At 53.4% G+C, this 22,959-nt stretch carries 20 protein-coding genes; 2 read left to right on the plus strand and 18 right to left on the minus strand.

From position 1 onward, the window contains the following. Positions 1-16 precede the first annotated feature (16 nt). The 8 genes from Pelsub_RS15380 to Pelsub_RS15415 form a co-directional block, all read right to left on the minus strand. Positions 17-1,405, minus strand: a complete 1,389-nt coding sequence (locus tag Pelsub_RS15380) for a hypothetical protein (protein WP_116226172.1) — start codon at positions 1,403-1,405, stop codon at positions 17-19. 31 nt (positions 1,406-1,436) lie between these two features. Further along, positions 1,437-2,960 carry a xylulokinase gene (locus Pelsub_RS15385; protein WP_158675164.1) on the minus strand — a complete coding sequence of 508 codons (1,524 nt, stop codon included), beginning with the start codon at positions 2,958-2,960 and terminating at the stop codon, positions 1,437-1,439. Position 2,961: 1 nt separating this feature from the next. Then, complete coding sequence (locus Pelsub_RS15390; protein ID WP_116226174.1) at positions 2,962-3,780, minus strand: class I fructose-bisphosphate aldolase; 819 nt, start codon at positions 3,778-3,780, stop codon at positions 2,962-2,964. A gap of 135 nt (positions 3,781-3,915) precedes the next feature. Then, positions 3,916-5,049 (minus strand): extracellular solute-binding protein, encoded by a 1,134-nt coding sequence (locus Pelsub_RS15395; RefSeq protein ID WP_116226175.1) that lies wholly within the window; start codon positions 5,047-5,049, stop codon positions 3,916-3,918. Between the two features lie 146 nt (positions 5,050-5,195). Continuing rightward, positions 5,196-6,662, minus strand: coding sequence for a hypothetical protein (locus Pelsub_RS15400; RefSeq protein ID WP_116226176.1), 1,467 nt, complete (start codon positions 6,660-6,662; stop codon positions 5,196-5,198). After that, the gene (locus Pelsub_RS15405; RefSeq protein WP_116226177.1) at positions 6,659-7,723 is read right to left on the minus strand and encodes an ABC transporter ATP-binding protein; all 1,065 of its coding nucleotides are present in this window, start codon (positions 7,721-7,723) and stop codon (positions 6,659-6,661) included. Before Pelsub_RS15405 ends, Pelsub_RS15400 begins: the two co-directional genes overlap by 4 nt. Before the next feature lie 16 nt (positions 7,724-7,739). Then, the gene (locus Pelsub_RS15410) at positions 7,740-8,579 is read right to left on the minus strand and encodes an ABC transporter permease (RefSeq protein WP_116226178.1); all 840 of its coding nucleotides are present in this window, start codon (positions 8,577-8,579) and stop codon (positions 7,740-7,742) included. Positions 8,580-8,614: 35 nt separating this feature from the next. Beyond that, the gene (locus Pelsub_RS15415; RefSeq protein WP_116226179.1) at positions 8,615-9,484 is read right to left on the minus strand and encodes an ABC transporter permease; all 870 of its coding nucleotides are present in this window, start codon (positions 9,482-9,484) and stop codon (positions 8,615-8,617) included. Positions 9,485-9,636: 152 nt separating this feature from the next. Between Pelsub_RS15415 and Pelsub_RS15420 the strand changes: the two genes are divergently transcribed. Beyond that, positions 9,637-11,097 carry a galactokinase gene (locus Pelsub_RS15420; protein WP_158675165.1) on the plus strand — a complete coding sequence of 487 codons (1,461 nt, stop codon included), beginning with the start codon at positions 9,637-9,639 and terminating at the stop codon, positions 11,095-11,097. A gap of 79 nt (positions 11,098-11,176) precedes the next feature. Here Pelsub_RS15420 and Pelsub_RS15425 read toward each other — a convergent pair whose 3' ends face one another. The 6 genes from Pelsub_RS15425 to Pelsub_RS15450 all read right to left on the minus strand — a co-directional run bounded on the left by Pelsub_RS15425 (position 11,177) and on the right by Pelsub_RS15450 (position 17,470). Continuing rightward, on the minus strand, positions 11,177-12,343 hold the full coding sequence (locus Pelsub_RS15425) for an MFS transporter (protein WP_116226181.1): 1,167 nt from the start codon (positions 12,341-12,343) through the stop codon (positions 11,177-11,179). Between the two features lie 106 nt (positions 12,344-12,449). Then, positions 12,450-13,217 (minus strand): glutamine amidotransferase, encoded by a 768-nt coding sequence (locus tag Pelsub_RS15430; protein WP_116226182.1) that lies wholly within the window; start codon positions 13,215-13,217, stop codon positions 12,450-12,452. A gap of 101 nt (positions 13,218-13,318) precedes the next feature. Beyond that, entirely contained in the window at positions 13,319-14,404 is a 1,086-nt protein-coding gene (locus tag Pelsub_RS15435) for an ABC transporter substrate-binding protein (RefSeq protein ID WP_116226183.1), read from the minus strand. Between the two features lie 103 nt (positions 14,405-14,507). Then, positions 14,508-15,617, minus strand: coding sequence for an ABC transporter permease (locus Pelsub_RS15440; protein ID WP_116226184.1), 1,110 nt, complete (start codon positions 15,615-15,617; stop codon positions 14,508-14,510). After that, the gene (locus Pelsub_RS15445; protein WP_116226185.1) at positions 15,610-16,392 is read right to left on the minus strand and encodes an ATP-binding cassette domain-containing protein; all 783 of its coding nucleotides are present in this window, start codon (positions 16,390-16,392) and stop codon (positions 15,610-15,612) included. Before Pelsub_RS15445 ends, Pelsub_RS15440 begins: the two co-directional genes overlap by 8 nt. Positions 16,393-16,423: 31 nt before the next feature. Further along, positions 16,424-17,470: a LacI family DNA-binding transcriptional regulator gene (locus tag Pelsub_RS15450; RefSeq protein WP_116226186.1), complete on the minus strand. Its 1,047-nt coding sequence runs from the start codon at positions 17,468-17,470 to the stop codon at positions 16,424-16,426. A gap of 353 nt (positions 17,471-17,823) precedes the next feature. On the opposite strand from Pelsub_RS15450, the gene Pelsub_RS15455 reads away from it, so the two are divergent. Further along, positions 17,824-19,353: an FGGY-family carbohydrate kinase gene (locus Pelsub_RS15455; RefSeq protein WP_116226187.1), complete on the plus strand. Its 1,530-nt coding sequence runs from the start codon at positions 17,824-17,826 to the stop codon at positions 19,351-19,353. Between the two features lie 57 nt (positions 19,354-19,410). Here Pelsub_RS15455 and Pelsub_RS15460 read toward each other — a convergent pair whose 3' ends face one another. From Pelsub_RS15460 to Pelsub_RS15475, 4 genes are all read right to left on the minus strand, one after another. Next, positions 19,411-20,109, minus strand: coding sequence for an energy-coupling factor ABC transporter ATP-binding protein (locus Pelsub_RS15460; protein ID WP_116226188.1), 699 nt, complete (start codon positions 20,107-20,109; stop codon positions 19,411-19,413). Next, positions 20,109-20,927, minus strand: a complete 819-nt coding sequence (gene cbiQ, locus Pelsub_RS15465) for a cobalt ECF transporter T component CbiQ (RefSeq protein ID WP_116226189.1) — start codon at positions 20,925-20,927, stop codon at positions 20,109-20,111. Before cbiQ ends, Pelsub_RS15460 begins: the two co-directional genes overlap by 1 nt. Continuing rightward, positions 20,927-21,877: an energy-coupling factor ABC transporter permease gene (locus tag Pelsub_RS15470; RefSeq protein WP_232528604.1), complete on the minus strand. Its 951-nt coding sequence runs from the start codon at positions 21,875-21,877 to the stop codon at positions 20,927-20,929. Before Pelsub_RS15470 ends, cbiQ begins: the two co-directional genes overlap by 1 nt. Positions 21,878-22,266: 389 nt before the next feature. Further along, positions 22,267-22,896, minus strand: a complete 630-nt coding sequence (locus Pelsub_RS15475) for a LysE family translocator (RefSeq protein ID WP_116226190.1) — start codon at positions 22,894-22,896, stop codon at positions 22,267-22,269. Positions 22,897-22,959: the final 63 nt, after the last annotated feature.

A 22,959-nucleotide genomic window follows, 5' to 3' on the forward strand; every position in this document is an offset into this window, starting at 1 on the left:
CGCAAGCATTGAAAGGTTAAACCTCAACCACTTCCAATCCCTGCATTTCTGCATAAATTTTAATTAGATCGCTCAAGTGCCCAAAAGCCAGCGCCTGGTGGTGGGGCGAGCCGGCTTTGCACCAGGCATTGCACCACTCCGTGATCGGCAGCGATTTCGGCTTGAACAACATTTGCGGCGCAGCCACCGGGCGCGGCTTTATTGCGATGGATTCACCTTCCGAAATAATCAAGCGCCATTTGCCCCGCACCGGAACCAACGATAAATTGGTGACCGGACCGGGCGCGTAAGCAAACTCGAGGCCGGCACCAAAACCTTTGACACCTTCATAGTATATACTGTGCTTGAGCGCGACGTCCGCGGGCTTGGCCGCCATGGCCGGGTTGCCGTGACCGTCATGGGAGAGAATGATAGCATCTCTTTTGTAATCCACCACATAATTTTCCAGGAATGTAGCCTTGCCGGCAATAGCCTGCAGGATCAGCATGGCGGTAACGGTGGTGATGTCGGCTTCGGTGGAGCAGGGAATACCCAGCTCGCACAGGCGCCCGGTTCCGTACGAAGGGATGATGCCCACGCGGGGATCCGTCATCCAAATCTGGTCGAAGGACGCCACTGCGTCAAAGTTTCCATCCCGGGTCACTTTCTCAAGCGCCAGGGCCAGCCGGCAAGAATTCTCGAATTGTTCTTTGGCGATATCAATTTGGTAACGTCCAGATTCCTTATCCATCAGGGCTTGCACTTCCGCATCCGGAATTTCACCCATAGCCACAGCCACTTTTTCAGGTTCGACCGGCCAACAGACCGGGCCGACATCCTGGCGCAGGCTGAGCTGGTCGATCATCAGGTCGGTCATGCCCTCGAACGCGTGTCCGAAGACCGCGATGCGGGCTGTTTTGAGCCGATGAATTATACCGGCTGCGTTAATATAATCCGCCAATTGCTGGTGTCCCTTGGGATCGTCCATCAGGGAGGTGACCATCCAGAATGGACGGCCAATGCGCAGCAGTGCGGAGGTCATTTCCGGCACGCCAGCCATGCCCGAGTTGACCATAATCAGGTCAAAATCAGCGTCCTCCGGCAGGAATTCAATTTGCTGGGTATTCCACACCACCACCGGAGCGGTCGTATTGAGGAAACAACGGGTGGGAACAATGCCCTTGGTGTAGGCAATTTCAACGGCGACGATCAAATCCACACCGGCCGCGTTGAACATTTCCGCCGCCTTTTCCGCCTGATGCTCCTCCTCCACCAGCGGCGGGCAGACCGTTTCGGCATATTTACCGATAATTTCCGCGATACGGTCAGCCACCTTCTGAGCCATTGGCCGGACGTGGGCAGTCTTGTTGTAATCGTCCTCCAACAAAGCCATAGCCAGGATGCCAACTTTCGGTTTATTCGACATATCTTCTTCCTTTCTTAATAAATATTTCTGTTTATTTCTCTGTAAAGTAGTTCGCGTAATAATCGGATAATTCCCGGTCCAGCGCGCAGTAGCGCCGGTAGGCCGCCTCGTATACAGTCACATCTTTTCCGGGAGTAAATGTCTCTAAAGCCGCGCTCATCTTCCCGCAGCCTTCCGCGATCGAAGCGAACGCGCCGCAGGCCACACCGGCCAGGATGGCATCGCCGATCAAAGCGGTCTCTTCGTTCTGCAGGGTCTTGATCGGTTTGTTGCAAACGTCCGCCTTGATCTGATTCCACAGCCGGCTGCGCGACCCGCCGCCGGTCGATACGATCTCTCGTACGGAAATGCCGACCTTTTCAACGTATTCGATATTCCTGCGCAGCATGAAAGCTACGCCTTCCAGCAGCGCCCGCACAAAGTGGGCTCTGGTGTGGCTGAGTGTGAAGCCGGTGAAGGAACCGCGCGCGGCCGGATTGGTATCCGGGCTGAATGCGCCCATCAGGTGGGGCAGCATGACTAAGCCGTCCGAACCGGCCGCTATGGCAGCCGCCGGCTGAGTCATCAGGTCATAGCTGTCCAGTCCCTGGCTTTCCGCTTTTTCAATTTCCACCTGCCCGAATTGGTCGCGGAACCACTTGAAGGCCATGCCGGCAGTCGGGCAAACTGGCACCAACAGGTATTTACCCGGCACGCTGTGGAAATAGACCGGCATGCTGCGGTTCGCGTCCAGCAGCGGGTCATCCACAGTGACCTGGATGGCCAGGGCCGCGCCGGTTGTCTCCGAGACCACCCCGGGCTGGATATTGCCGGCCCCGATAGCGCCCACTGACTGGTCCATACCGCCGGTCACCACTTGGGTATGGGTCGAAAGGCCCAACTCAGCAGCTGCTTGCGAACATACCGTCCCTACAGCTGTTCCCGGGGCTACAATCTCGGGCAATTGGTCCGCGCGAATGCCCACCGCGGAAAGCATCTCTTCCCACCAGGCGTTGGCGGTGATGTCGAAGAACAGCGTCGTGCAGGCAACCGAACCGTCCGTAGCAAAGCGGCCGGTCAGCCGGTAGATCAGGTAGTCCTGGACCAACAGGAACTTGGCGGCCCGGGCGAAGACATCCGGCTCATTTTCCTTCAGCCAAAGCACCTTGCAGGCCGACCAGGTGGGGATGATCTCCGCCACGCCGGTGCGCTCGTAAACCGCGTTCTTGAAGCGCTCTGCCAGACGCTCGGCCTGGGAAACCGCCCGGTTATCCAGCCAAACCATGGCTGGATAGATCGGTTCGCCATCCTCGTTCAAGGTCAGGATGGTTTCCCCCTGGCTGGATACAGCCAGAGCAGAAATCTTCGCGGGATCTTCCCCCACTCGCTCCAATAGGCTGTGGACAGTCTGCACACAGGCCTGCCAATAGCGTTTGGCGTCCACCTGCGCGCGTTCTGCCGAAGGCGTATCCAGTTGGTATTCCTGACGTTCGATACCCAGACAGCGACCGTCGCTTGCGAACAAGCCGGTTTTCAGTGAGGTCGTCCCGACGTCAATTCCCAGTAATAATTCCATATCACTCAAGTTTATATTTGCTCGCGACCTTATCCGGCGCCTGGAATTCCTTGACAACTTCCTGCAGCGCGTCCAGCAGTCGTTCGGGTTCCTTGGATTGAATGACATTGCGGCCGAACACAATACCGCGCGCGCCGGCTTCTATAGCTTTCGCCGCCAACGCCAGGGCATCGCTTTCTTTGGGCAATTTCTTGGCGCCCAACGCCAACACCGGGACGGGTGTCGCGGCAATGACCTTGGAAAAGCCCGCGCCCGTGTAGAAGGTCTTAACCATGTCCGCACCCAGTTCCGCGATGATGCGACAACCGATAAAGACTTCCTCTTGTAAATCTTCCGGTTGATAATCGTCTCCACCGGTGGGGTACACCTCGCCGATCAGCGGAATACCCAATTCGCGTTTTTGCGCAACGCAATCGGAAAACACTTCCACGTTCTGCGCATCCTCAGCCTCTTCAGGGTTCTTCAGGGTCAGGCTGCCGATCACGACATCCGCGCCCTGCATGACCGCGTCCGCTACGGTGGTCATGGGTACGCTGTAGGAATGCTTGTAATGCCACATAGCCGGATAGTTGGAGCCCCAATTCAGGCGGATGATGCAGGCCGGGGCGCCGCGTTTGGAAAAAACGCTCTGGCAGTGCGCCGGCATGCCCGGGGACATCAAGATCCCGTCCGCACCGGCCACGCGATCGATCACTGAAGGAAGGTCAATCATGCCCTCCAGCGGCCCGAAATACAAGCCGTGATCCACCGCCACAATAACCACGTTCTTCCCATCTGTAAAAAGTCGGTTCAATCGAATACTTTCACCTGTTGATGACATAAAAACTCCTTTCAAACTTCCGCATTTAAATTTGATGAATAATTTAATAATTCCTGGCTAACTAATACGTTAAAATTTCAGTGTGGGGATGGAGTAGGTGAATCACCTACCCCATCCTCCCAAACATCGCACTACTTACTGTGCAATCAACTCCCAACCATCCGAAATAGCGGTACCCGCGGAATCCAAGGCAACGTAATCCTTCGGGAACGTGGCTGCTTCGTAGTCCTTTTCAGGCGGGAACTTGGCCAGCAGTTCATCGGGCAGGGTCACGCTGGTGCGGACCGGATGCACGAAGCCGTTCGCATACGCGATCTGGCCTTCATCCGAATATTCCAACTCGATCATCAGCTTGGCCGCATTGGCATGCGGCGCGCCGGCGGTAACGAATTGGATATACATACCGGCAACCGTGCCCTCGGAGGGGATCACAACCTGCAGGTTCATATCCGGGTTCTCTTCCTTGCTGCTGAGGCCGTCAAAGTCCCAGAATAAGGAGACGGGGCATTCACCCTTCTGAATGGCCGCGGTGGAGGGTTTCACACCGTTGAGGATGCCCTTTTCGATCATCTGCTGGAAGAAATCCAGGCCGGGTTGGACATTGGTTTCGTCTCCACCCATACCGTAAGCTGCTCCCAACACGACCATGTTGGCGGTCGAGGATGAGCGCGGGTCCTTCATGCAGACCTTGCCGACGTATTCGTCGTTCAACAGATCGGTCCAGGTGGTGGGAACGGTGGTGACCGCATCCGCATTCACGAGGAAGGCGATGGCGCCCCAATAGGCAGCCGACCAACGTCCGTCCGGATCCTTGGCATAATCGGGGATCTCATCCCAATAGGCATTCTTGTAAGCCTGGGAAAGGCCCTCATCCTCAACGATCTTAGCGAAGTTCAAGCCGAGGTCGGTGATGTCGGCAACCGGAGCGGTGGCTTCGGCTTCCAGGGCTGCGATGATCTCACCGGAACCCATGTCGGTGTCTTCCGTAGGAATTCCGTACATGTCATTCAACAGTGTTTTCATTCCGCCGTAGTTGACCCAACTGTCCGGCAGGCCGTAGGAAACCAGTTTGCCTTCGCCCTGCGCGGCCGCGATCAAGGCTGCCATCGGGTCTTCCGCCGGAGCGGCTTCTTCTGCAGCAGCTGGTTCTTCCGCAGCAGGTTCTTCAGCGGCAGGTTCCGCCGCAGCCGGTGCCGAGGTGGCACATGCCGACAACCCCAATGAAACCACAACCAAAAGGCCTAACAAAATCTTTAGATATTTAGACATTTCCTTTCTCCTTCATATTTATTCTTTTTCTAATGATCCTTCCCATTACAAGTCTTTTCCTCAGCGCACCTCCTTAACCAATATCGATTATTCTCTGGCCCAATTCGTCAGCTCCAATTTCCAGTAAAGGCCATTTATTTTTTTTTTCATCCGTAAATACACACCTCTTGGGCGCCCGCCCGAACGTCGATAACATACGGGACGTCTCCTAAAACCCAACCGGGTTCACCGGATAATTGTCCTTTTTGCTTCAATTCCAACTTACCGGCCGTGATTTTCTTCGGTTTGAAAGTCATGCGCAAGCGCTGCGTACCCTGTGCATCGGCTGTGCGATAACAGACCTCGTTAGGCCGGTAATCGATGTGCCGCACAATCGAAGTGGAGCGCAGCAGGTGGTCTTCATTTGCCGGCGCATATTCCGGCATGGCGGCCATGCCGTCGATAAAATGCGGCACGTAATCGAAATAACCGTCAGTAAACCAGCATTGGTTGTAATAATCCGGCCGGTCCACACCCACCGTTACCAAACCATCCTCATTCGCCATGTAACTGGCCCAGTTGAACGAACCGCTGGCCCATTCGCTGAAAGCGGAATCGCCAGTGGCTTCAGCATACAAAGCGCACAGGCCGGCGAAACGGGCTGTATGGCTGCCCATCCAGAAATTGCAGAATTTCTGCTCGTGGATCGGGATGCTGGAGAAGAAGGGCTGGCTGCCCAGGGTCTCTTTCACCCATAAGATCAACGCTTTGACCGAAGCCTGCCAATCCGGCACCGCTTCCCGATGCTCCAGAATGTAACGGGCCGTCTCCAGGGGAGAAAGCTGGTCGCGGTTCTCATTATTCGGATCCAGGCGGATATCCTCAAAGTAACCCTTCCATAGGTTATTGGTGAGCGGGTACCGGCAGATCCAATCCCACACGCGGTCGCGGCCCTCCTGATAGCGGGTTTGCCCCAACGTGATCAGGCTGTCGAACAGCCGCACCACGGCGATCATGTGAGCGGTGTATTCCTCGATCACCTTGCCGTCGCGCACGTCCACGCGGAACGGCAGCGGGGAATGTTCGGCGTCCCCGGGGCGCATTTTTTCCAGCAGGACCCGCGCGCAGTGTTCACCCATGCGCAAATAGCGTTCGTCCTGTGTGAGCTGGTAGAAATCCAGATAGGCGCGGCCGACCTGGCCGATCTTGTCCGGTTCGGTGGCATATTCGCCGTCCGCCCGTGCGCCATAATAAACGCCGGTGCCCGGATGCGCGGAGGCATAAGGCACCCCGCCCCAGGCAAAATCTTGCGGAGTGCGGCTCTGCCACAACCTGTCCAGCATCTCGCCCACAATTTGGATGTGCGCTTCATCGCCCGAGTAGGGGTAGTATTTCAGCAGCGTGGTAACAGCCCAGGCAAATTTGCCGGCCGGATTATCCGGCCAGTCAGCCGGCCGCAGCGGGTCGGTCCAGAAGCAGGAATACTGCAAATACCAGGGCAGCCCATTGGCGGGGTCTACCGGACATTTTTTAATGAAATTCATGGCAATATCTACAATGCTCCCATAATCGGTCCAGGCTTGCAGCTTTTCCGCTTGATCAAGAACGATCTCGTGAGCATTGATGAAGATCATTTATCAACCGCCATCACTTTGCAGGCATTTGATCCAAACAACAGCCAAACTTTCTGGTTCAGCCCAATGGGTTCAGTTTCTGACACATTGATATCGGCCACGATGCGCTGGTTATTGGCGTTGACCCCCAGGCGGGTCACCGCGCCGTGGAAGGTGATGGTCTCCACCACACCCGAAACAATGTTGCAGCCGCTGCGTTCCGGTTTTTGCGTGGTGACCTGGATGTATTCGGGACGCACCAGCACCACCACCTGCTGGCCGGCTGCGCAGCCTTCCAGATTCTCGACTTCCAAACTCAATTCGTCCACGAGCACGTGCTGTTTGTCCTGCACCTTGCCGAAGAATTGGTTGGCAGTGCCGATGAAGGTGGCCACAAAACGGGTCTGCGGAGCGCGATAGATTTCCTCGGGCGTGCCGACCTGCTGGATGACACCGCCTTCCATGACCACAACCTTGTCCGAAATGGACAGGGCTTCTTCCTGGTCATGGGTCACGTAAACGGTGGTGATGGCCAGTTCGGATTGAATGCGCCGGATCTCGCCGCGCAGCACAACGCGCACCTCAGCATCCAACGCTGAAAGGGGCTCGTCCAGCAGGAGCACACGCGGCTGCACCGCCAGGGCACGCGCCAGTGCGATGCGCTGCTGCTGCCCGCCGGAAAGCTGGTGGGGGTAACGTTTGGCAGTCTCGGAAAGGCGCACCATTTCCAGAACTTCATCGATCCTTTTATCCATCTGGTCTTTGGGCGTATTCTTCATCTTTAAACCAAACGCAACATTTTGGCGCACGGTCATATTGGGGAACAAGGCATACGCCTGGAAAACCATACCGATATCGCGCTTGTTGGGAACAACCTGAGTGATATCTTCGCTATCCAGTTCGATGGTCCCGCCGTCGGGCGTCTCAAAACCGGCGATCATGCGCAATGTGGTCGTCTTTCCGCAGCCGGACGGGCCAAGGAATGAAACCAGGGTACCCTTATCGATATCCAGCGTGAAATCCCTCACGGCAGTGACATTCGCGAAGGTTTTGAAGACGTTCCTGAGTTCCAGATATGACATTGTTATTCTCCTATACCTAATGGGATCGCACAGCTTCAGCCGAGGCACCCTGGCTTTTCTTGCCCACCCAAAGAATTAGTATTGAAACCAGCCATGCGATGGTGAAGGAAATCACCGAGAACGCTGCTGCAATGTTGCCATTGATGCGGGTGTATTCCACCAGCAATAAGGGAAAAGTCTTGAACCTGGCACCCAGGATCAACTTGGTCAGCGTGAATTCCGCGAAGACAGTCGCGAAAACCAGCAGGCTGCCGCTGATGATGCCCGCGAAGATGTTCGGGATGATTACCTTCAATAAGACCTGGCCGGTGGTCGCACCCAGGCTCTGCCCGGCTTCCGTCAATGTTTGGGCGTCGATGGCATTCAGCGCGTTGGATATGGGCCGGTACATGAAAGGCATGGAATAGATGAACACCGCGCCAATCAGCAGAACCGGCGAATGGCCCAGCGGCGTGGGGTTGTAAACCTGCACCAATGCCAGCGCCAACACCACGGTTGGGATGCCGAACGGCAAAATCATCAGCATATCCAAAATTGGTTTGGCCTGCGGCAGACGAACGTGCACCCAGTAAGTGGTGGGGACGATCAAAACCAGGCTGACGAAAATGGTGGAAACCGACAAAATGATCGAGTTACGCAAAGACGACAGGAAATATGATGCTTCGAAGGTCTTCCCATAGAATTCCAGCGTATATCCTTCGGGCAGGATTGTCCTGTCCCAGCGAGTCGCAACGGAAAACAGATAAGTGGATATGATCGGAATAAACATGTAGAAAAGGAATCCGGCAATCAGGATGATTTGCCACGCACCCGGACGTACTTTTTCTTTCTTCTTTACAATTTGCGTTTTTCCCATCCTTAAATCCTTTTCTTGTCTTTAAAGAAACGTGATTATTTAGACCAACGCCGCACACGCGTTGTGGAGATTTGATAAATGGCAATGCTCAGACCCATGATAAGCAGCGAGATGATAGCCATGACCATACCGATACCGGGATCATGCCGAACCTCACCCGCAATCATGTAGCCGATCTGCAGTGTGACCAATGAGAGCTGCGATTCGACCAGGGTATAGGCGGTGGCATAAGCGCCAAAGGCATTGGCGAACAAAAGCGTCAGGCCGGCAATCAGCGAGGGGGCCAGCACCGGAATGCCGATGTGCCACCAAAACTGGAGCGTGTTGGCGCCCAGGCTCTCCGCCGATTCCTGCCATTGTTTTTTGATGCCCACAAATGCCGGAATGATGATCAGCACCATCAAGGGCAGCTGGAAATAGACGTAAGCCAGCACCAGGCCGGAAAAAGAGTAGATGCTAAAGTCAGGGTATAGCTGATAATTGAAATATTTAATCAGGAATTGCGTGATGACGCCGTTCATTCCCAAGATAATCACAAAGGCAAAAGCCAGCGGCGCGCCGGAGAAATTGGTGGTGACGTCCGATAAAGAGATTAGCGCGTTGCGGAAACGCTCCGAAGGCAGGCGGTAAATGGCGTAGCCAATCAAAGTACCGAATATGACCCCGATCACCGCGGTCAATCCGGAGATCTTGACGCTGTTGAGGAAGGAATTGATGTAGATTGCCTTCCCCATGGCCGCGTAGTGATTCAACGTGAAGCCCTTGGTGGCCTTATCGATAAAACTGCCCCGGAAGAGGAAAATGATGGGGACAAACTCGAACGCGAAGCAGAAAAGCAAAAAAGGCACAAAGCCCAGCCAATTTTTCGCCCCCGCTAATCTTTGGTTTTTTGATTTTTTATCCATGTTAATTGTGATTATAGGGATTAAAGTTTCGTTTGTCAATAGTTTTGGTTATTATATGTTACGTTTGACCGTTCGTTTTACTTATGTTAGAATGTTTTTATAACCAAAACCTAAACAAATGGTGGTTTAACCATCCCAAAGGGAGTGCTGCGATGCCAAAAGACTTGAACTTCTATATGGATCGATATCCAAGCCTGAAGAAATTCCATCAAAATACTGGGGAATTAGCCGAAAAAGGTTATTTTTCCAGGAATGAAGAAATTCTGATCAACCGCACACCCGGAAGGCTGGATTTAATGGGCGGGAATGACGATTACACCGGCGGTCTGGTCTTTGAGAAAACCATCCGCGAAGCAACCATGGCAGCCGTCCAAGCCCGACCCGATGTGGAAATCCATTTTTACAACCCGGACGTGAAATCGTTGGGCTGGGAAGATCACATCATTTTCTCGCTGGCCGACCTGCACGAGAATGGCCGGTTAAAACCCATGGAAAGCGTGCGCAGCTGGATCAACGCGGACGACAAACGCGCCTGGAGCGCATATATCGTCGGAAACATATACTATTTACTGGAACATTTCCCGGAGAAAATCACGCATGGATTTTCTCTCTATCTGGAATCGGATGTACCTCTGGGTAAGGGCGTGAGTTCCTCCGCCGCGCTGGAAGTGGCCGCCATGAAAGCCATCGCCGCCTTATACGGCATCGAGGTCAGTGGCGTCGACCTGGCTTCCTGGACACAGTGGGTCGAGATTGCCCTGACCCAGTCCGCCTGCGGCATCATGGACCAGCTGGCAGTGGTGATGGGAGACGAGAATGATTTCGTGCCCATGCTGTGCCAGCCCTGCCTGCCCTACCCGCTGGTGCAGCTGCCTGAGAATTTATACGTGTGGGGCATTGATTCCGACGTACGCCATGCTGTTTCGGGGATCGAATACGAAGCCGCGCGGGCAGCCACTTTCATGGGCTACCGCTACTTATGCGAATGGGAGAAATTAACGCCCAGACTGGATGAAAGCGGTGCGCTGCCGCGCTGGGTGGAATCACAATGGGACGGTTATTTGGCCAATTTATCCCCTTCCACCTACCGGAAGAATTTTGATGAGCGCCTGCCCCAAACAGAATCAGGAGCGGATTTCAATCAAAAGTTCAGCGACCACCTGGACCCCTTCACGCCGGTGCGGCCGGAAGTGGACTACCCGGTGCGCGGCGCCACTCGCTACGCGGTCGAAGAAAACTGGCGCGTGAAATCGTTTTTCAGTCTGATCTCCAAGCCGGCCGAACGCATCGACGACCTGACCGGCGCCCTGTTGGGTGAATTGATGTATCAATCACATTTGGGGTACAGCGAATGCGGTCTGGGGTCGGAATACACCGACAAGATCGTTGAGCTGGTGCAAGCTGAGCGGGACAATGGCCTGCTGGGTGCCAAGATCACCGGCGGCGGCGCGGGCGGTACTGTGGCGATATTGGGAAAGAACACACAGCAAGCGCAAGAGGCTTTCCGGCGTGTGGCGGAACGCTATCAGCAGTGGAGTCAAAAAGAACCCTACATTTTTGAGGGCTCTTCCCCGGGCTGCGACGCCTTTGGGATCCATAAAATAATCTTCTAAAATTCACGCACACACAATCTCACTTGTCCATCAGGCCTTATGATTCACCAAAGCCTGATGGACGGTGCGGTTTAAGCAATCAATGATCCCCCAGCAGCAGGTTCCGGCGGGTGAGCCATATCCCCAGCAGCAAGGCCGTAAAAATCACAGCGGCCACGCCGGAGAATAAAATCGTCGAACCATACAGCTCATAAACATATCCACCCAGCAGCACGCTGAGGCTGGAGCCGATGCTCATGACGCCGCTTTTCAACGCCTGGCCGGTGGTCTGCATTTCCTGATCCGCGTGGCGGTCGATATAGGCTACCGAAGCCGACCAAATCAACGCGAAAGAAGCACCTCCGAAGAACTGGAGGGGCACCAGCACGATCGGGTCTTTGATCACCGACAGGGAGCACAACCTGAGAAATTGCAGCGTAAAAGCGAAAATAATGATTGTGGATAGTTTCAAATGCTTCAGGGCTTTCTCCACCAACAGGAAACCGATCATCTCACTCAAGATAGCGATTGCCATGGAAAGGCCCATCATCAAAGAGGAACCGCCCAACATCTTGATGTGCAGGAATAAATATCCGGTAATGCTGGACTCCGCCAGGCTCCACACTACGTTTGCCAACAATAAGATTATGGTTCCCTTCCTCTTTAAAAAGGCCCACATATAATTCAACTTAATTTCAGAATGGCTCAAAACACCGGTTTCTCGGGGAATCAGAAATGAATTAAAAAAGAATAATAGCAATAAGGATTGGGAGACAAAAAACATGGCGGCGAAGTTCCAATCGCTGAGCAGGTAGCTGACCGTCAGAACACCCAAGCCCCAGCCCACCGAACCACCAATGCGCACCCGACCGTATTGGGATTTATCGCTCAATAAAGCCAGGGTGATCTTGTCCAGGATGGGGTTCATGGGCGCAGCGGAAATCGCGTAGGTCAGGCAGCCCAGGGCAGTCATCCAGAAGGTATTGGCGCGCGACAGTATCACCAGCGCAGCGATAAAACCCAGCGCGCAAAAGCGCAGAATTACGCTCGGCTTCTTGATCAGATCGGATAAATAGCCAAACAGAAAACTGCTCGCGGCAGTGACCATGTAAGGGATGCTGATCAGTAAACCGATTTGTTTTCCAGCCAGGCCCCTGCTTTCATAATATACGCTCATATAGGGCATAAATGCAGCTGCCGCGCACCAGTACAGAAAATAGGCATTCACCAGCGAGAAATTACGGCCTTTTACTTTGCTTGTTATCATTTAAATTCCGGGTTGAAGGTTCCTTTCGTAAATCTGCCAATAGAAGAAAAAAAGCCCCAAATCAGATTATTTCGGGGCTTCTTCTGTTGATGAAAAAATCTAGCTTTTACAGCTTACCGGCGCACCACATCGCGATACGCTGCCAGAAGGTTGCATAGTCCGGCCATTCCAGGAAATTGCCGGCCCAGTGCGGGCCTACGTCGGAGGTGAACACGATGCTGCGGCCTTTGCCGGAAGAGCAGGTTGCGATGAGGGGGTCGCCATTATAGGAGGCCACCAATTCGCTGCCGGGTTTCAGGAAAGTCTTATTATAGCCCATGTACATATAGGGCACGTCCCAGGATAATCCCTTCAGGATGGGGTGATCGGGCTGTTCGAACTTCATCGCGAAGCCCTCGGTGACTTCCACACGATCGTCCGCGCCGCGCGGTTCGCAGGTCACAGGCATGACTTCTTCGATCTTCGTTCCGCCGTAAAGGCCCTTGCCCTGCAGGCCGGAGAAGGAAAGCCAGCCGCCGATCATCATAAATCCGCCGCCGTTTTTCACGTAATTGTAGAGCGCGGTTACGCGGTCAGGCCCCATTGGGGTCTTAAAAGGCGGGAGATTACCCGGCTGAAATACGATGTTGTTGTAACCAAGATCGCTGACCATTACCGCGTCATATTGGTTGAATTCTTCCACTGTTGAAGGCATATCCACGGTAGCGTTGCTGCCGGGGATATGGACACATTCGATATCTTTGGACGCGTTCAGCGCATTGCGCAGATAGCGAGCGGAATCAGAATAGTAAGCATACGACCAGGAATCCATACCTTTCATGGAGGTTGTCAAATTAACCTGGGTATCACCTACATACAATACTTTTATTCCCATTTTTTTCCTCGATAAAACCTTATTATGCTTGTTACGTTATAATTCTTAATGGAGGGGGTGTCAGATAGGGGTAATCCCTATCTGACACCTCTGCGGTTTCTTTACTCAACAATTACCGGGCAAAGATTAACATCCCCTACGTACTGGTACTTCAATAAATCTGGGTCTTCGATATTATCCTGCGTTAAAGCAGCCATACCGACGGTCACATGCTGGGTGATTTCTTCCTTGGTGATTTCACCGCGGAGATATTTGGCCAACGTCTCAACAGCCAACCAACCCATTTGATAAGGATCCTGCGCAATCAAGGTGCCGTAAATGCCTGCCTTGAGGTCTTGGACCTGCTGAGGATCGGCGTCGTAGGACATCAAAACGATATCGCCGGCCTTGCCCTGTTCAATAATCGCGGAAGCTGCGCCTGCGGCAATTGAAGAAACTGCCACATACACACCCTTGAGGTCCGGGTTGCCAATAATTGCGGCAGAAACGCATTCGGCCGACTTGGTGGCATCGTGATTGGCATAGCAGGTTTCCAGGATGTTGGCTTCCGGATTCAGTTCTTTCATGGTGTCGATGAAACCGGCCAAACGCTGGCCAGCGCCATAAGAACCGGGGGTCGTTCCAACTGTGTAATATGAACCTTCCCCACCGGTGATTTCGAACAATGCTTTCGCGGCGGCCACACCACCGGAATACTGATCGGATTCAATGCCCATCAGCTCAACCGGATCCGACAAGGTCACATCGGCGGTTACTACCGGAATTCCATCATCCATCCAGGTCTGCACATAGGTTACCAGCGCATCCGGGTCAGTGGGCACAATGATCATGCCATCGGGTTCCAAAGCCAAAGCACCATCGATGAAGGGCTGCTGCTTATTGAAATCCCACTCTGCCGGGCCGGCCCAGTTGAGTTCGACGTTATATTTTTCGGCGGCGGCGATAGCACCGCAGTGCATGGTCGTGAAGTAAGGAATTCCAACTTCCGCAACAACCGCGGTGATAAGCAGGGGTTCCTGTTCAGCAGCGGCCGCTTCAGCGGTGTCCGCGGCTTCATCTTCAGCAGCAACAGCTGCTTCTGCCGGTTCTTCAACCGCAGCTTCAGTGGCCGCAGTGGTCGAGCAGGCATTCAATACCAATAATAGGGATACCGCTAAAACTATCAGTAAACGTGTTTTTTCTTTCATCTCTACTCCATATTTATCTATTTCTTGACGCTAAGAAACCAATAAAAAGATTATTTTGTGTTCCACCTCCTTCCAGCCTCTATCTCTCCTAATACAGTCGTCCTCAATCAAGAAGACTTGCGTATCTTTTCTGATCCAGATACACAGCAATAACCAGGAAAACGCCGGTTGCAATCATTTGATAGAAAGCGCCCACGCTCATGATGACCAGACCGGTCTGAATAATGGTAGGAATCAGCGCGCCCAACATGGCTCCGGGAATGGATGCCCGTCCGCCCTTCAGGCTGGTTCCGCCCATCACTGCCGCGGTAATTGCCAGCAAACCATCTGTCTGATGGCCCTGCGGGTTGGTCGTCGCAAAACGTGCCAGGTCAAAGAAACCAGCGATACCCGCCAAGACACCTACCAGTACGAAAATTGAGACTACATATAAATCGGTGTTGATACCCGATCTTTCTGATGATTCTTTGGAAGATCCGATTGCGCAGGTATATAAGCCAAACTTGGTATAGCGCATCATCAGCCACATAATCCCGCTGATAATCAACGCCACCACCAGCGGCAGGGGAATCAGATCGAGTAATTTTTTATGTCCAAAACCCAACTGCAGCGCGCGCGGAATACCCACTTCGGAAGCGCCCTGGGTGATGACCAGGGAAATACCCCAATACACCATCATGGTTGCCAGAGTGGCAATAAACGCTTCCATTTTCAGCTTGGTGACGATCAAACCATTGATCATCCCGAACAATCCGCCGAACACAATCGAAGCGGCTACCGCCGCAACGATGGCCATACCCAGATTCGGGTATGATCCCGCCATGATCTGTTCGGGTGTCCCGGCGACCATCTTCAAAATCTTGGCTGCCAGGGTCGAGGTCAGGATCAAATTGGTGCCGACTGAAAGGTCCATGTTCTTGGAAGCCAACTGGATGGTTGCGCCTACTGCCAAAATCAACATTTGGGAAGCATTCAAGCCGACTGTGAAAAGCGTTCCCGGTTTCAGAAATACATTATTGGGGGTTAAATACCCGAAAATTGCAACTAAAACCACGAGAATTACCAATATCCAAAAAGCCGTTGAACGTAAAACCATCTGAATAGGAGTCAGGTCTTTTTGCTCAATGCTCGACAAATGACCTGCAGCGGGCTGAACGCCATTCTCCCCGTTCTTTAATTTCTCAACCGCTTCTCCCTGAATTTGATCACTCATTTTTGCTCTCTCCTTTGCCACCTAACATGTAATTCAGTACTTCCTGCAAAGTTGTCTTTTTCGCTTCCAGAGAAGCCACGATTTGTCCATGACGCAGCACCACAATGCGGTCTGCAAAGGAGACCATTTTTGGAATGTCATGCGAGATGACCAACACAGCCAGTCCGCGTGCGGAGGCTGCCCGGATTGTGTCGTAAACAATAGAAGATTGGCGCGCTCCCAGAGCCGCGGTGGGCTCATCCATGATCAAGGCTGTATTGGCCCAGGTAACGGCCTTGGCCACTGCCAGGGCCTGCCTTTCACCCCCGGATAATGCGCGGGTATCTACGGATATGGATTTCAGCCCAATTCCCAGAGAAGCCAAAGCTTTCTTGGATTCGGCGCGCATAGCCTTCCTGTCCAAAACCCCCATTCGTCCCAAAATTCCGGTTCTCATAATCTCTCTTCCGAGGAAGAGATTATCCGAGACAGGTAAATCGGGCGCCAAAGAAAGATCCTGATAAACCGTAAAAACGCCGATCTTATGCGCGTGATTGATGGATTGGACTTCCGTTTTTTGACCCCAGAAGAATAAATCGCCCTCGGTTTTTTGAATCGCCCCGCAAATGATTTTTGCCAGGGTCGATTTACCTGCTCCGTTGTCTCCAATCAGAGCCAGAATTTCACCCTTGTAAACCTTTAAATCTACCCCTCGTAGTGCCTGTAAGTGACCGTAATTTTTCTTGATACCCTTTACTTCTATTGCAACTTGCTCATTCGTACCACCTGTATCCATAAGCTACTTTCCTTTCCATTATTTTCAAACCCTAAGTTTTTGGGGCATTTCGATGAGGTTGGGGAGGAGCAGTACTGTCTCTAACAATAAGCTTTGCTTTCAGCTCAATTACTTCAGGAGAAGGTTGCTTTTTATTGCGCAGCCGCATTACTACGCGTTTGGCAGCAGTCTGGCCAATTTCATAAGCCGGTTGGTCAACAGCCGTCAAGGATGGCTGGTTGATTGAGTACCAATACATATCGTCAAAACCGAGGATGGAAATATCAGAAGGAATGGATAAACCGGCGTCTTTGATGGCACCCAGAGCGCCGACCGTCATCAGGTTATTTGAGGCAAAAACTGCCGTGGGGATTTCAGGCTGCTGAAGCAATTCAGCCATGCATCTGTAGCCGCCCGCGATTGTATGATCGCCTCGTTTGAGCAAGGATGGTTCCAGCGATCCGAATTCTTCCTCCATGGCGCCCACAAAGCCCTTGGTCCTCTGGTCGGAAGATATGCGATTTGCCGGGCCGGCGATGAAGGCTATTTTTTTATGCCCTAAAGAAATCAGGTAGTCGCAGGCTTCCTTTGAAGCTTCGTAGTTATTCACGATCACCGAATCAACATTGCAGCCGGGAACGTAATTATCAATAAATACAACGTGGGTCTGCCTGTCCAGGATAGGCGCATATTGTTTACAGGAGGAGAATCCGCTGGGGGCAATCAGAATGGCGTCCACTTGTTTGGAAAGCATCAGCATGCAAAGGTCGTGTTCCAAAGCGTCGTCATAGTTGCTGTTAGCCAGGATCAGGCTGTAGCCGGAGCTGCGCACAACCTCTTCCACGCCTTTTATCATCAAACCGAAGAAGGGATTTTCAATATCGCCCATCACCAATCCGATGGTGCGGGTGGTGGTGCGTTTCAAGCTGGCCGCGACCTGGTTAGGGTAATACCCCAATTCATCGATAGCCTTGAGTACGCGTTCGACGGTTTCTTTGGAAGCGGCATTGGGGATTTGGTTAATGATGCGGGAAATGGTCGTTTTGGAAACGCCCGTCTTTTCCGCCACATCGTTCATTGTTACTGGTTTATTTTTCATAGTCAGGCAATCGTCTTACTTAATCGGTTTCGTTAATCGTTTTCCTAAATCGATTTCATTATATTGAAATTGCCTATACATGTCAATACCTCCTGATAAATTTTTAAGATTTACACGCCGTCCGCTCCCCTACTGCCATTAAAAGCCACCGTAATTCCAGTCCATCGAAGGATGCTATAATTGGGATTGCCTCTATCTCAAAATTTATTTCCACCTAAACTCCGCAGGGAGATTTTTTGAATTGCCAAGAATGGATATTGCCCGATTTTCCGGGTATTTATACCGTTCTGACCGCAATTCCGGCCATCTTCTTCTGAGTTTGGAGACACAAAAGAAATATATTTGAGGTAAGGATGAGCGAATTATTATTAGGAATCGATATCGGCACGTACAGTTCCAAAGGCGTACTGTGCCGCTCCAATGGAGAGATAATCGCGGACGCGCGCGCCGACCATGATATCTCCATGCCCAAACCAGGTTACGCGGAGCAGGACGCCGACGCAATCTGGTGGGGCGACTTTCAGAAATTAGCCCAAGAACTGGTTGCGCAAATGCCAAAAGGGGACACGATTGCAGGCGTCGGCGTCAGCGCGATTGGCGCTTGTGTACTGCCGGTCGATGCGCAAGGCCGCCCGCTGCGCCCCGGCATCCTATACGGTGTGGATACCCGCGCTGTAAAGCAAATTAATGCACTGGAAAAAGAATACACGCGTGAAGCCTTGGTTGATTTCGGCGGCACGCGGCTCACCACCCAGGCTATCGGACCCAAGATTTTATGGATCAAGGAAAATGAACCGGAAATCTACCAAAAGACCGCCAAGTTCCTGACGGCGACCTCCTACATTATCTATAAGCTGACCGGTAATTATGTGATCGACGCGCACACCGCCACCGAATTCAATCCGCTGATCGACATCCGGACAGTCACGTGGAACGCACGCTTCGCCGAGCAGATCACAAGCCTGGACAAACTGCCCGAGATTGGCTGGTCGGACGAGGTCGCGGGCAGGATCAACACCCAAGCTGCCCAAGCCACCGGCATCCCGGAAGGTACGCCGGTCAACTTCGGTGCGGTGGACGCCCTGTCGGAAGCGGTCAGTGTGGGTGTGATTGACAGCGGGGAGCTGATGATCATGTACGGCAGCACGGCCTTCATGATCTTCCTGATCGAAAAACCGGTAGCCACAAATGAGCTTTGGCTGGAAGCCGGGGCATTCAAGGGCCAGTACGAATATTCCGCCGGCCTGTCCACCAGCGGATCCGCCACCACCTGGTTCCGCGATCAATTCGGGTTGGATTACCTGCGGGACGAACGCGCAGGCGGCGCGAATGCTTACGCGCGCCTGGCCCAGGAAGCCGCGCAGGCGCCCCTGGGTGCCAACGGTCTGCTGATGCTGCCCTATATGAGCGGCGAACGCACGCCTATCTTCGACCCTCAGGCGCGCGGCGTGATCGCCGGGCTGTCGCTCAGCCACACGCGCGGGGAAATGTACCGCGCCCTGCTGGAAGGCACAGCTTTCGCCATCCGCATGAACCTGGAAGCCATGCAGAAAAACGGCGCGCAAATTCACCACGGTGTGGCGGTCGGGGGCGGGTCGGCCAACGACCTGTGGCTGCAAACCGTCAGCGATGTGACCGGCATGCCCCAATACATCCCGGAGAAAACCATCGGCGCGTCTTACGGAAACGCCTTTTTGGCAGGACTGGCCAGCGGGATAATTTCCAGTGTGGATGAATTAAAAACCAACTGGGTCAAGATCGCCGGGAAAGTGCAGCCGATTCCCCAAAATAAGCCGGCTTATGACGAGCTTTACGAAATGTTCAAGGAACTCTATCTGAGCACCCGGCCGGTGGTGCACCGCCTGAGCGACTTGCAAAAATAACTTGTCCGGTTAAGCAAAAACAGCCGTCTTTTGGAGACGGCTGTTTTTATTTATCATCTAGCCGATCAGACCGTGAGCTTCCAGCAGCGCTCGATCCGCCAGAGCCGCTTGGGTTTCGCCATCGTAAACCACGCGCCCGGCATCCATGATAATCACGCGCGGGAAGATCTCGCGCACCATTTCCAGGTCATGGGTGGCCACAATCAACGTCTGATCCAAATCAGCCAGCAGATTGAGGATGCCGCGCCTTCCGCGCGGATCCAGCCCGGCGGTGGGTTCATCCAACGCCAGCACTTCGGGCTGCATGCACAGCACAGTCGCCAACGCCACGCGCTTCTTCTCGCCCAGGCTTAAATGATAGGGTGAACGCGCTTGGCTGTCCGGCATACCCACCACTTCCAACGCTTGCGCCACTTTTTCCCGGATGACGATTTTTTCCTCCCCCTGATAGACCAGCCCATAAGCCACGTCATCGAAAACACTTGAGGAAAATAATTGGTCGTCGGGGGATTGGAATACCAACCCAACTCTGGCTCGGATGGCTTTGATTGTGCGGTCGTCGACTGCCTGCTCGCCCACAACAACGGAACCCTGCCCGCGCAGAATGCCATTCAAATGTAGCAGCAGGGTGGTCTTGCCGGCGCCATTCGGCCCAACCAGGGCGGCTTTCTCGCCCGGCTTGAAATCCAGCGACACATGTTCGATCGCCATGCGGCCATCGTCATACGCAAAACTTAAATCGTTTATTGAGATCATCACGCCGCCATCCCATTCGCCAGCAATACCATCAGCAATCCGGCCAGAATAAAAGCAGCAATGGAAAAATATTGCGCTTTTGTCAACGGGATTGCGGCTGCTTCAGAGCGGATCTCCCCATCATAACCGCGGGCCTGCATAGCCTGATAGATGCGCTGTGAACGATCCAGCGAGCGCAGCATCAACATGCCGGCCATCCCGCCGGTTACCTGCGCGCGCCACCAGACACTGCCGCCGGCTTGTTTAAAGGACCCCTGCAACGTACTGCTGCGTGCCCGGCGCGCCTGGGTCAGGTTGTGCATCTCGTCCAGCAGCACATACAAATAACGCCACATCAGCCCGAAAATGGCGGTCAACATGCGCGGCAAGCCGCAGGCACGCAGGCCCGCCAAAACATCTTCAAAGCGGGTGGCGGACATGATTATCACCGCGAATTGCAGCGAAAGCCAGGAACGCACCAGCAGGCTGGCAACACGTTCCAAACGGGTCAACGACAGGCTGAAAGCAAAACCGGACCAGGGGTTGATTTCGATAAAATTGCCGGTTTTCAGGAAGATCTGCGGAATCAATACCAGCAGGATAGGCACCTCTAACAGCAGCGCTCTTTTCAAAAGAAGGGACGCCGGGATTTCAGAGAGGACAGCGACAATCAGCAGAACGCCGCCCATTAAAAGGTAAACAGCCCACGCGCCTACCGGCAGCAGGGCTGTTGTTATTAAATAAACCATTAACAGCGTAATTTTTATACGGGCATCACAGAGATGCAGGAGACTATCTCCGTATTCATATGATGCCCGTTGTTCAATGTCAACCGGCATTAATGCTTTGCTGTCTGCGATGTTTTTCGCCGTGTTAACAATAGAACCAATGCCATTACGATCACGACACCCACCGCACCGGCCATGATGGTGGCCAGAGCTTCATTTTGGATGCCGGGCAGGACGTAATCGGGAATGATGTGGTAACTGGCGTCCTGGGCCATGATCAGAAAGCCCAACTTCTCCGCCACCCATTCAAGGCCATCCGGTTTTGAGGAAGCCAATGGGGAAATGATCAGCAGGACTACCGTCAGCACCAGACCGGAAATCCATACGAAGGATGAACCCACCTTTTCCTCTGCTTTCTTTTCCAGCAGCTGCGGTTTAGAGCTCATGATCAGGCTGACCGCGCCCAGGGTAATCAGGCCTTCGCCGATACCGATCAGGGCATGAATGCCGCCCATGGCCGGGATGGCAATATTGGCCGGGGAAGTGCCGGAAAAAGCCAATTCCAGCGAAGCCGCCAGGGCTGCGATAAAGATGGAGAACCAACCGGCCGCAAAAGCGGTCAACAGGGTTGCCCAGCGCTTGTCGCCAAACCAGTGTTTAAACAGGTCGGAGACGAAGTAAGCCACCGCCACACCCACGATGGCCATGTTGAACAAATTTGCGCCCAGGGTGAGCACTCCGCCGTCCTGGAAAACCAGGGCCTGCACCGTCACCACGCTGGTCATCACCAGCACCGCCGGCCATGGACCGACCAGCAAGACGGCCAAAGCCGCGCCCAGTAAATGGCCGGAAGTTCCGCCGGCAACCGCGAAGTTCAACATTTGGCCGGCAAAAATGGCCGCCGCCAACACGCCCACCAGGGGCAGCCGGCTTTCGTCGATTTCCTTGCCGGCTTTTTTCAACGCAATAAAGATAAAGATAAGACTGACCACCCATAAAATTCCGGAGACTGCCACCGACAGGAATCCGTCCGGAATGTGCATTGGAACAGGAGCTTTCATAATCACACCTCGAAAATATAATTTATGCTATTGCAATAACTTGCATATTATAAAAGGAAAAGGTGATTAATTCATAGAAAATGGAAGTTTTAAGAATCAACGCGAAACACACCGCGGGCGCTCTATTCCCCTGAGATGATCTCCAACTTCAGCCGTCGCTATGCGGAAATCACGCAACGGTGTCGCCCGGAGACCTCTTGCGCCGATCACTGCCATCTCCATCCTGATCACCGATTCCCAACCCCCCCCCAGCCCACTCTGGAATCAATCCAGAAAGCGGGTGTGCAAGTCATCCAGGTAGATAAAAACAAGTCCCGGTATTTTCCCGGGACTTGCGTCTCTCCCACTTTGGTTGCTCGATATCCGGAACTTTTTTACGGTGGAATAAATCAAACGCGTTTGGTCAGCGCCAGGCGCACGCCCAGGCCGATCATGACGCTGCCGGTGATCCAGCGCATGTTGGCGTTGATGCCTGGCCGCTCGTTCAGCCAAACGCCAATGTGGCCGGAAAAATAACCCACCAGGCTGAGGAAGGTAAAGGTAAACAAGGCAAAGATCAGGCCCAATCCGATCAGCGGCAAAGTGATGGAAGATGGCTCACCCACGATGAATTGGGGCAGAAAGGCCCAAAAGAACAGCGCAACCTTAGGATTGAACACGTTGGAAAGCAAACCCTGCGAATACAGTGCCTGTTTGCGGATGGGAGCGTTGGTCTGGCCGAGAGCCAGTTGGCCGCGGGCAAGAATGGTCTTGACGCCCAGATAGATCAAATAAAAAGCGCCCAGATACTTGACCAGCATGAAGGCCAATTCCGAGGTCTGCAGCACGACGGCGATCCCTAAAGCAGCCAGCAGAGTATGCACCAGAATGCCGCTGGTCACGCCCGCCGCCGAGAGCAGCCCAGCGCTGCGTCCCTGGCCGATGCCGCGCGTGATGACGTAGATCATGTCCGGCCCGGGGGTGAGGATGAGCGCCCAGGCAGCCAGACAAAACAACAACACGTTCACATTTCCAAGCATGTCTTTATCCCTCTTTCATTTACAGTTTGCGTGGATTTTATCATTATTTCAAATATTCCTTTT

It is taken from the genome of Pelolinea submarina, assembly GCF_003966975.1.
GTDB lineage: Bacteria > Chloroflexota > Anaerolineae > Anaerolineales > Anaerolineaceae > Pelolinea > Pelolinea submarina.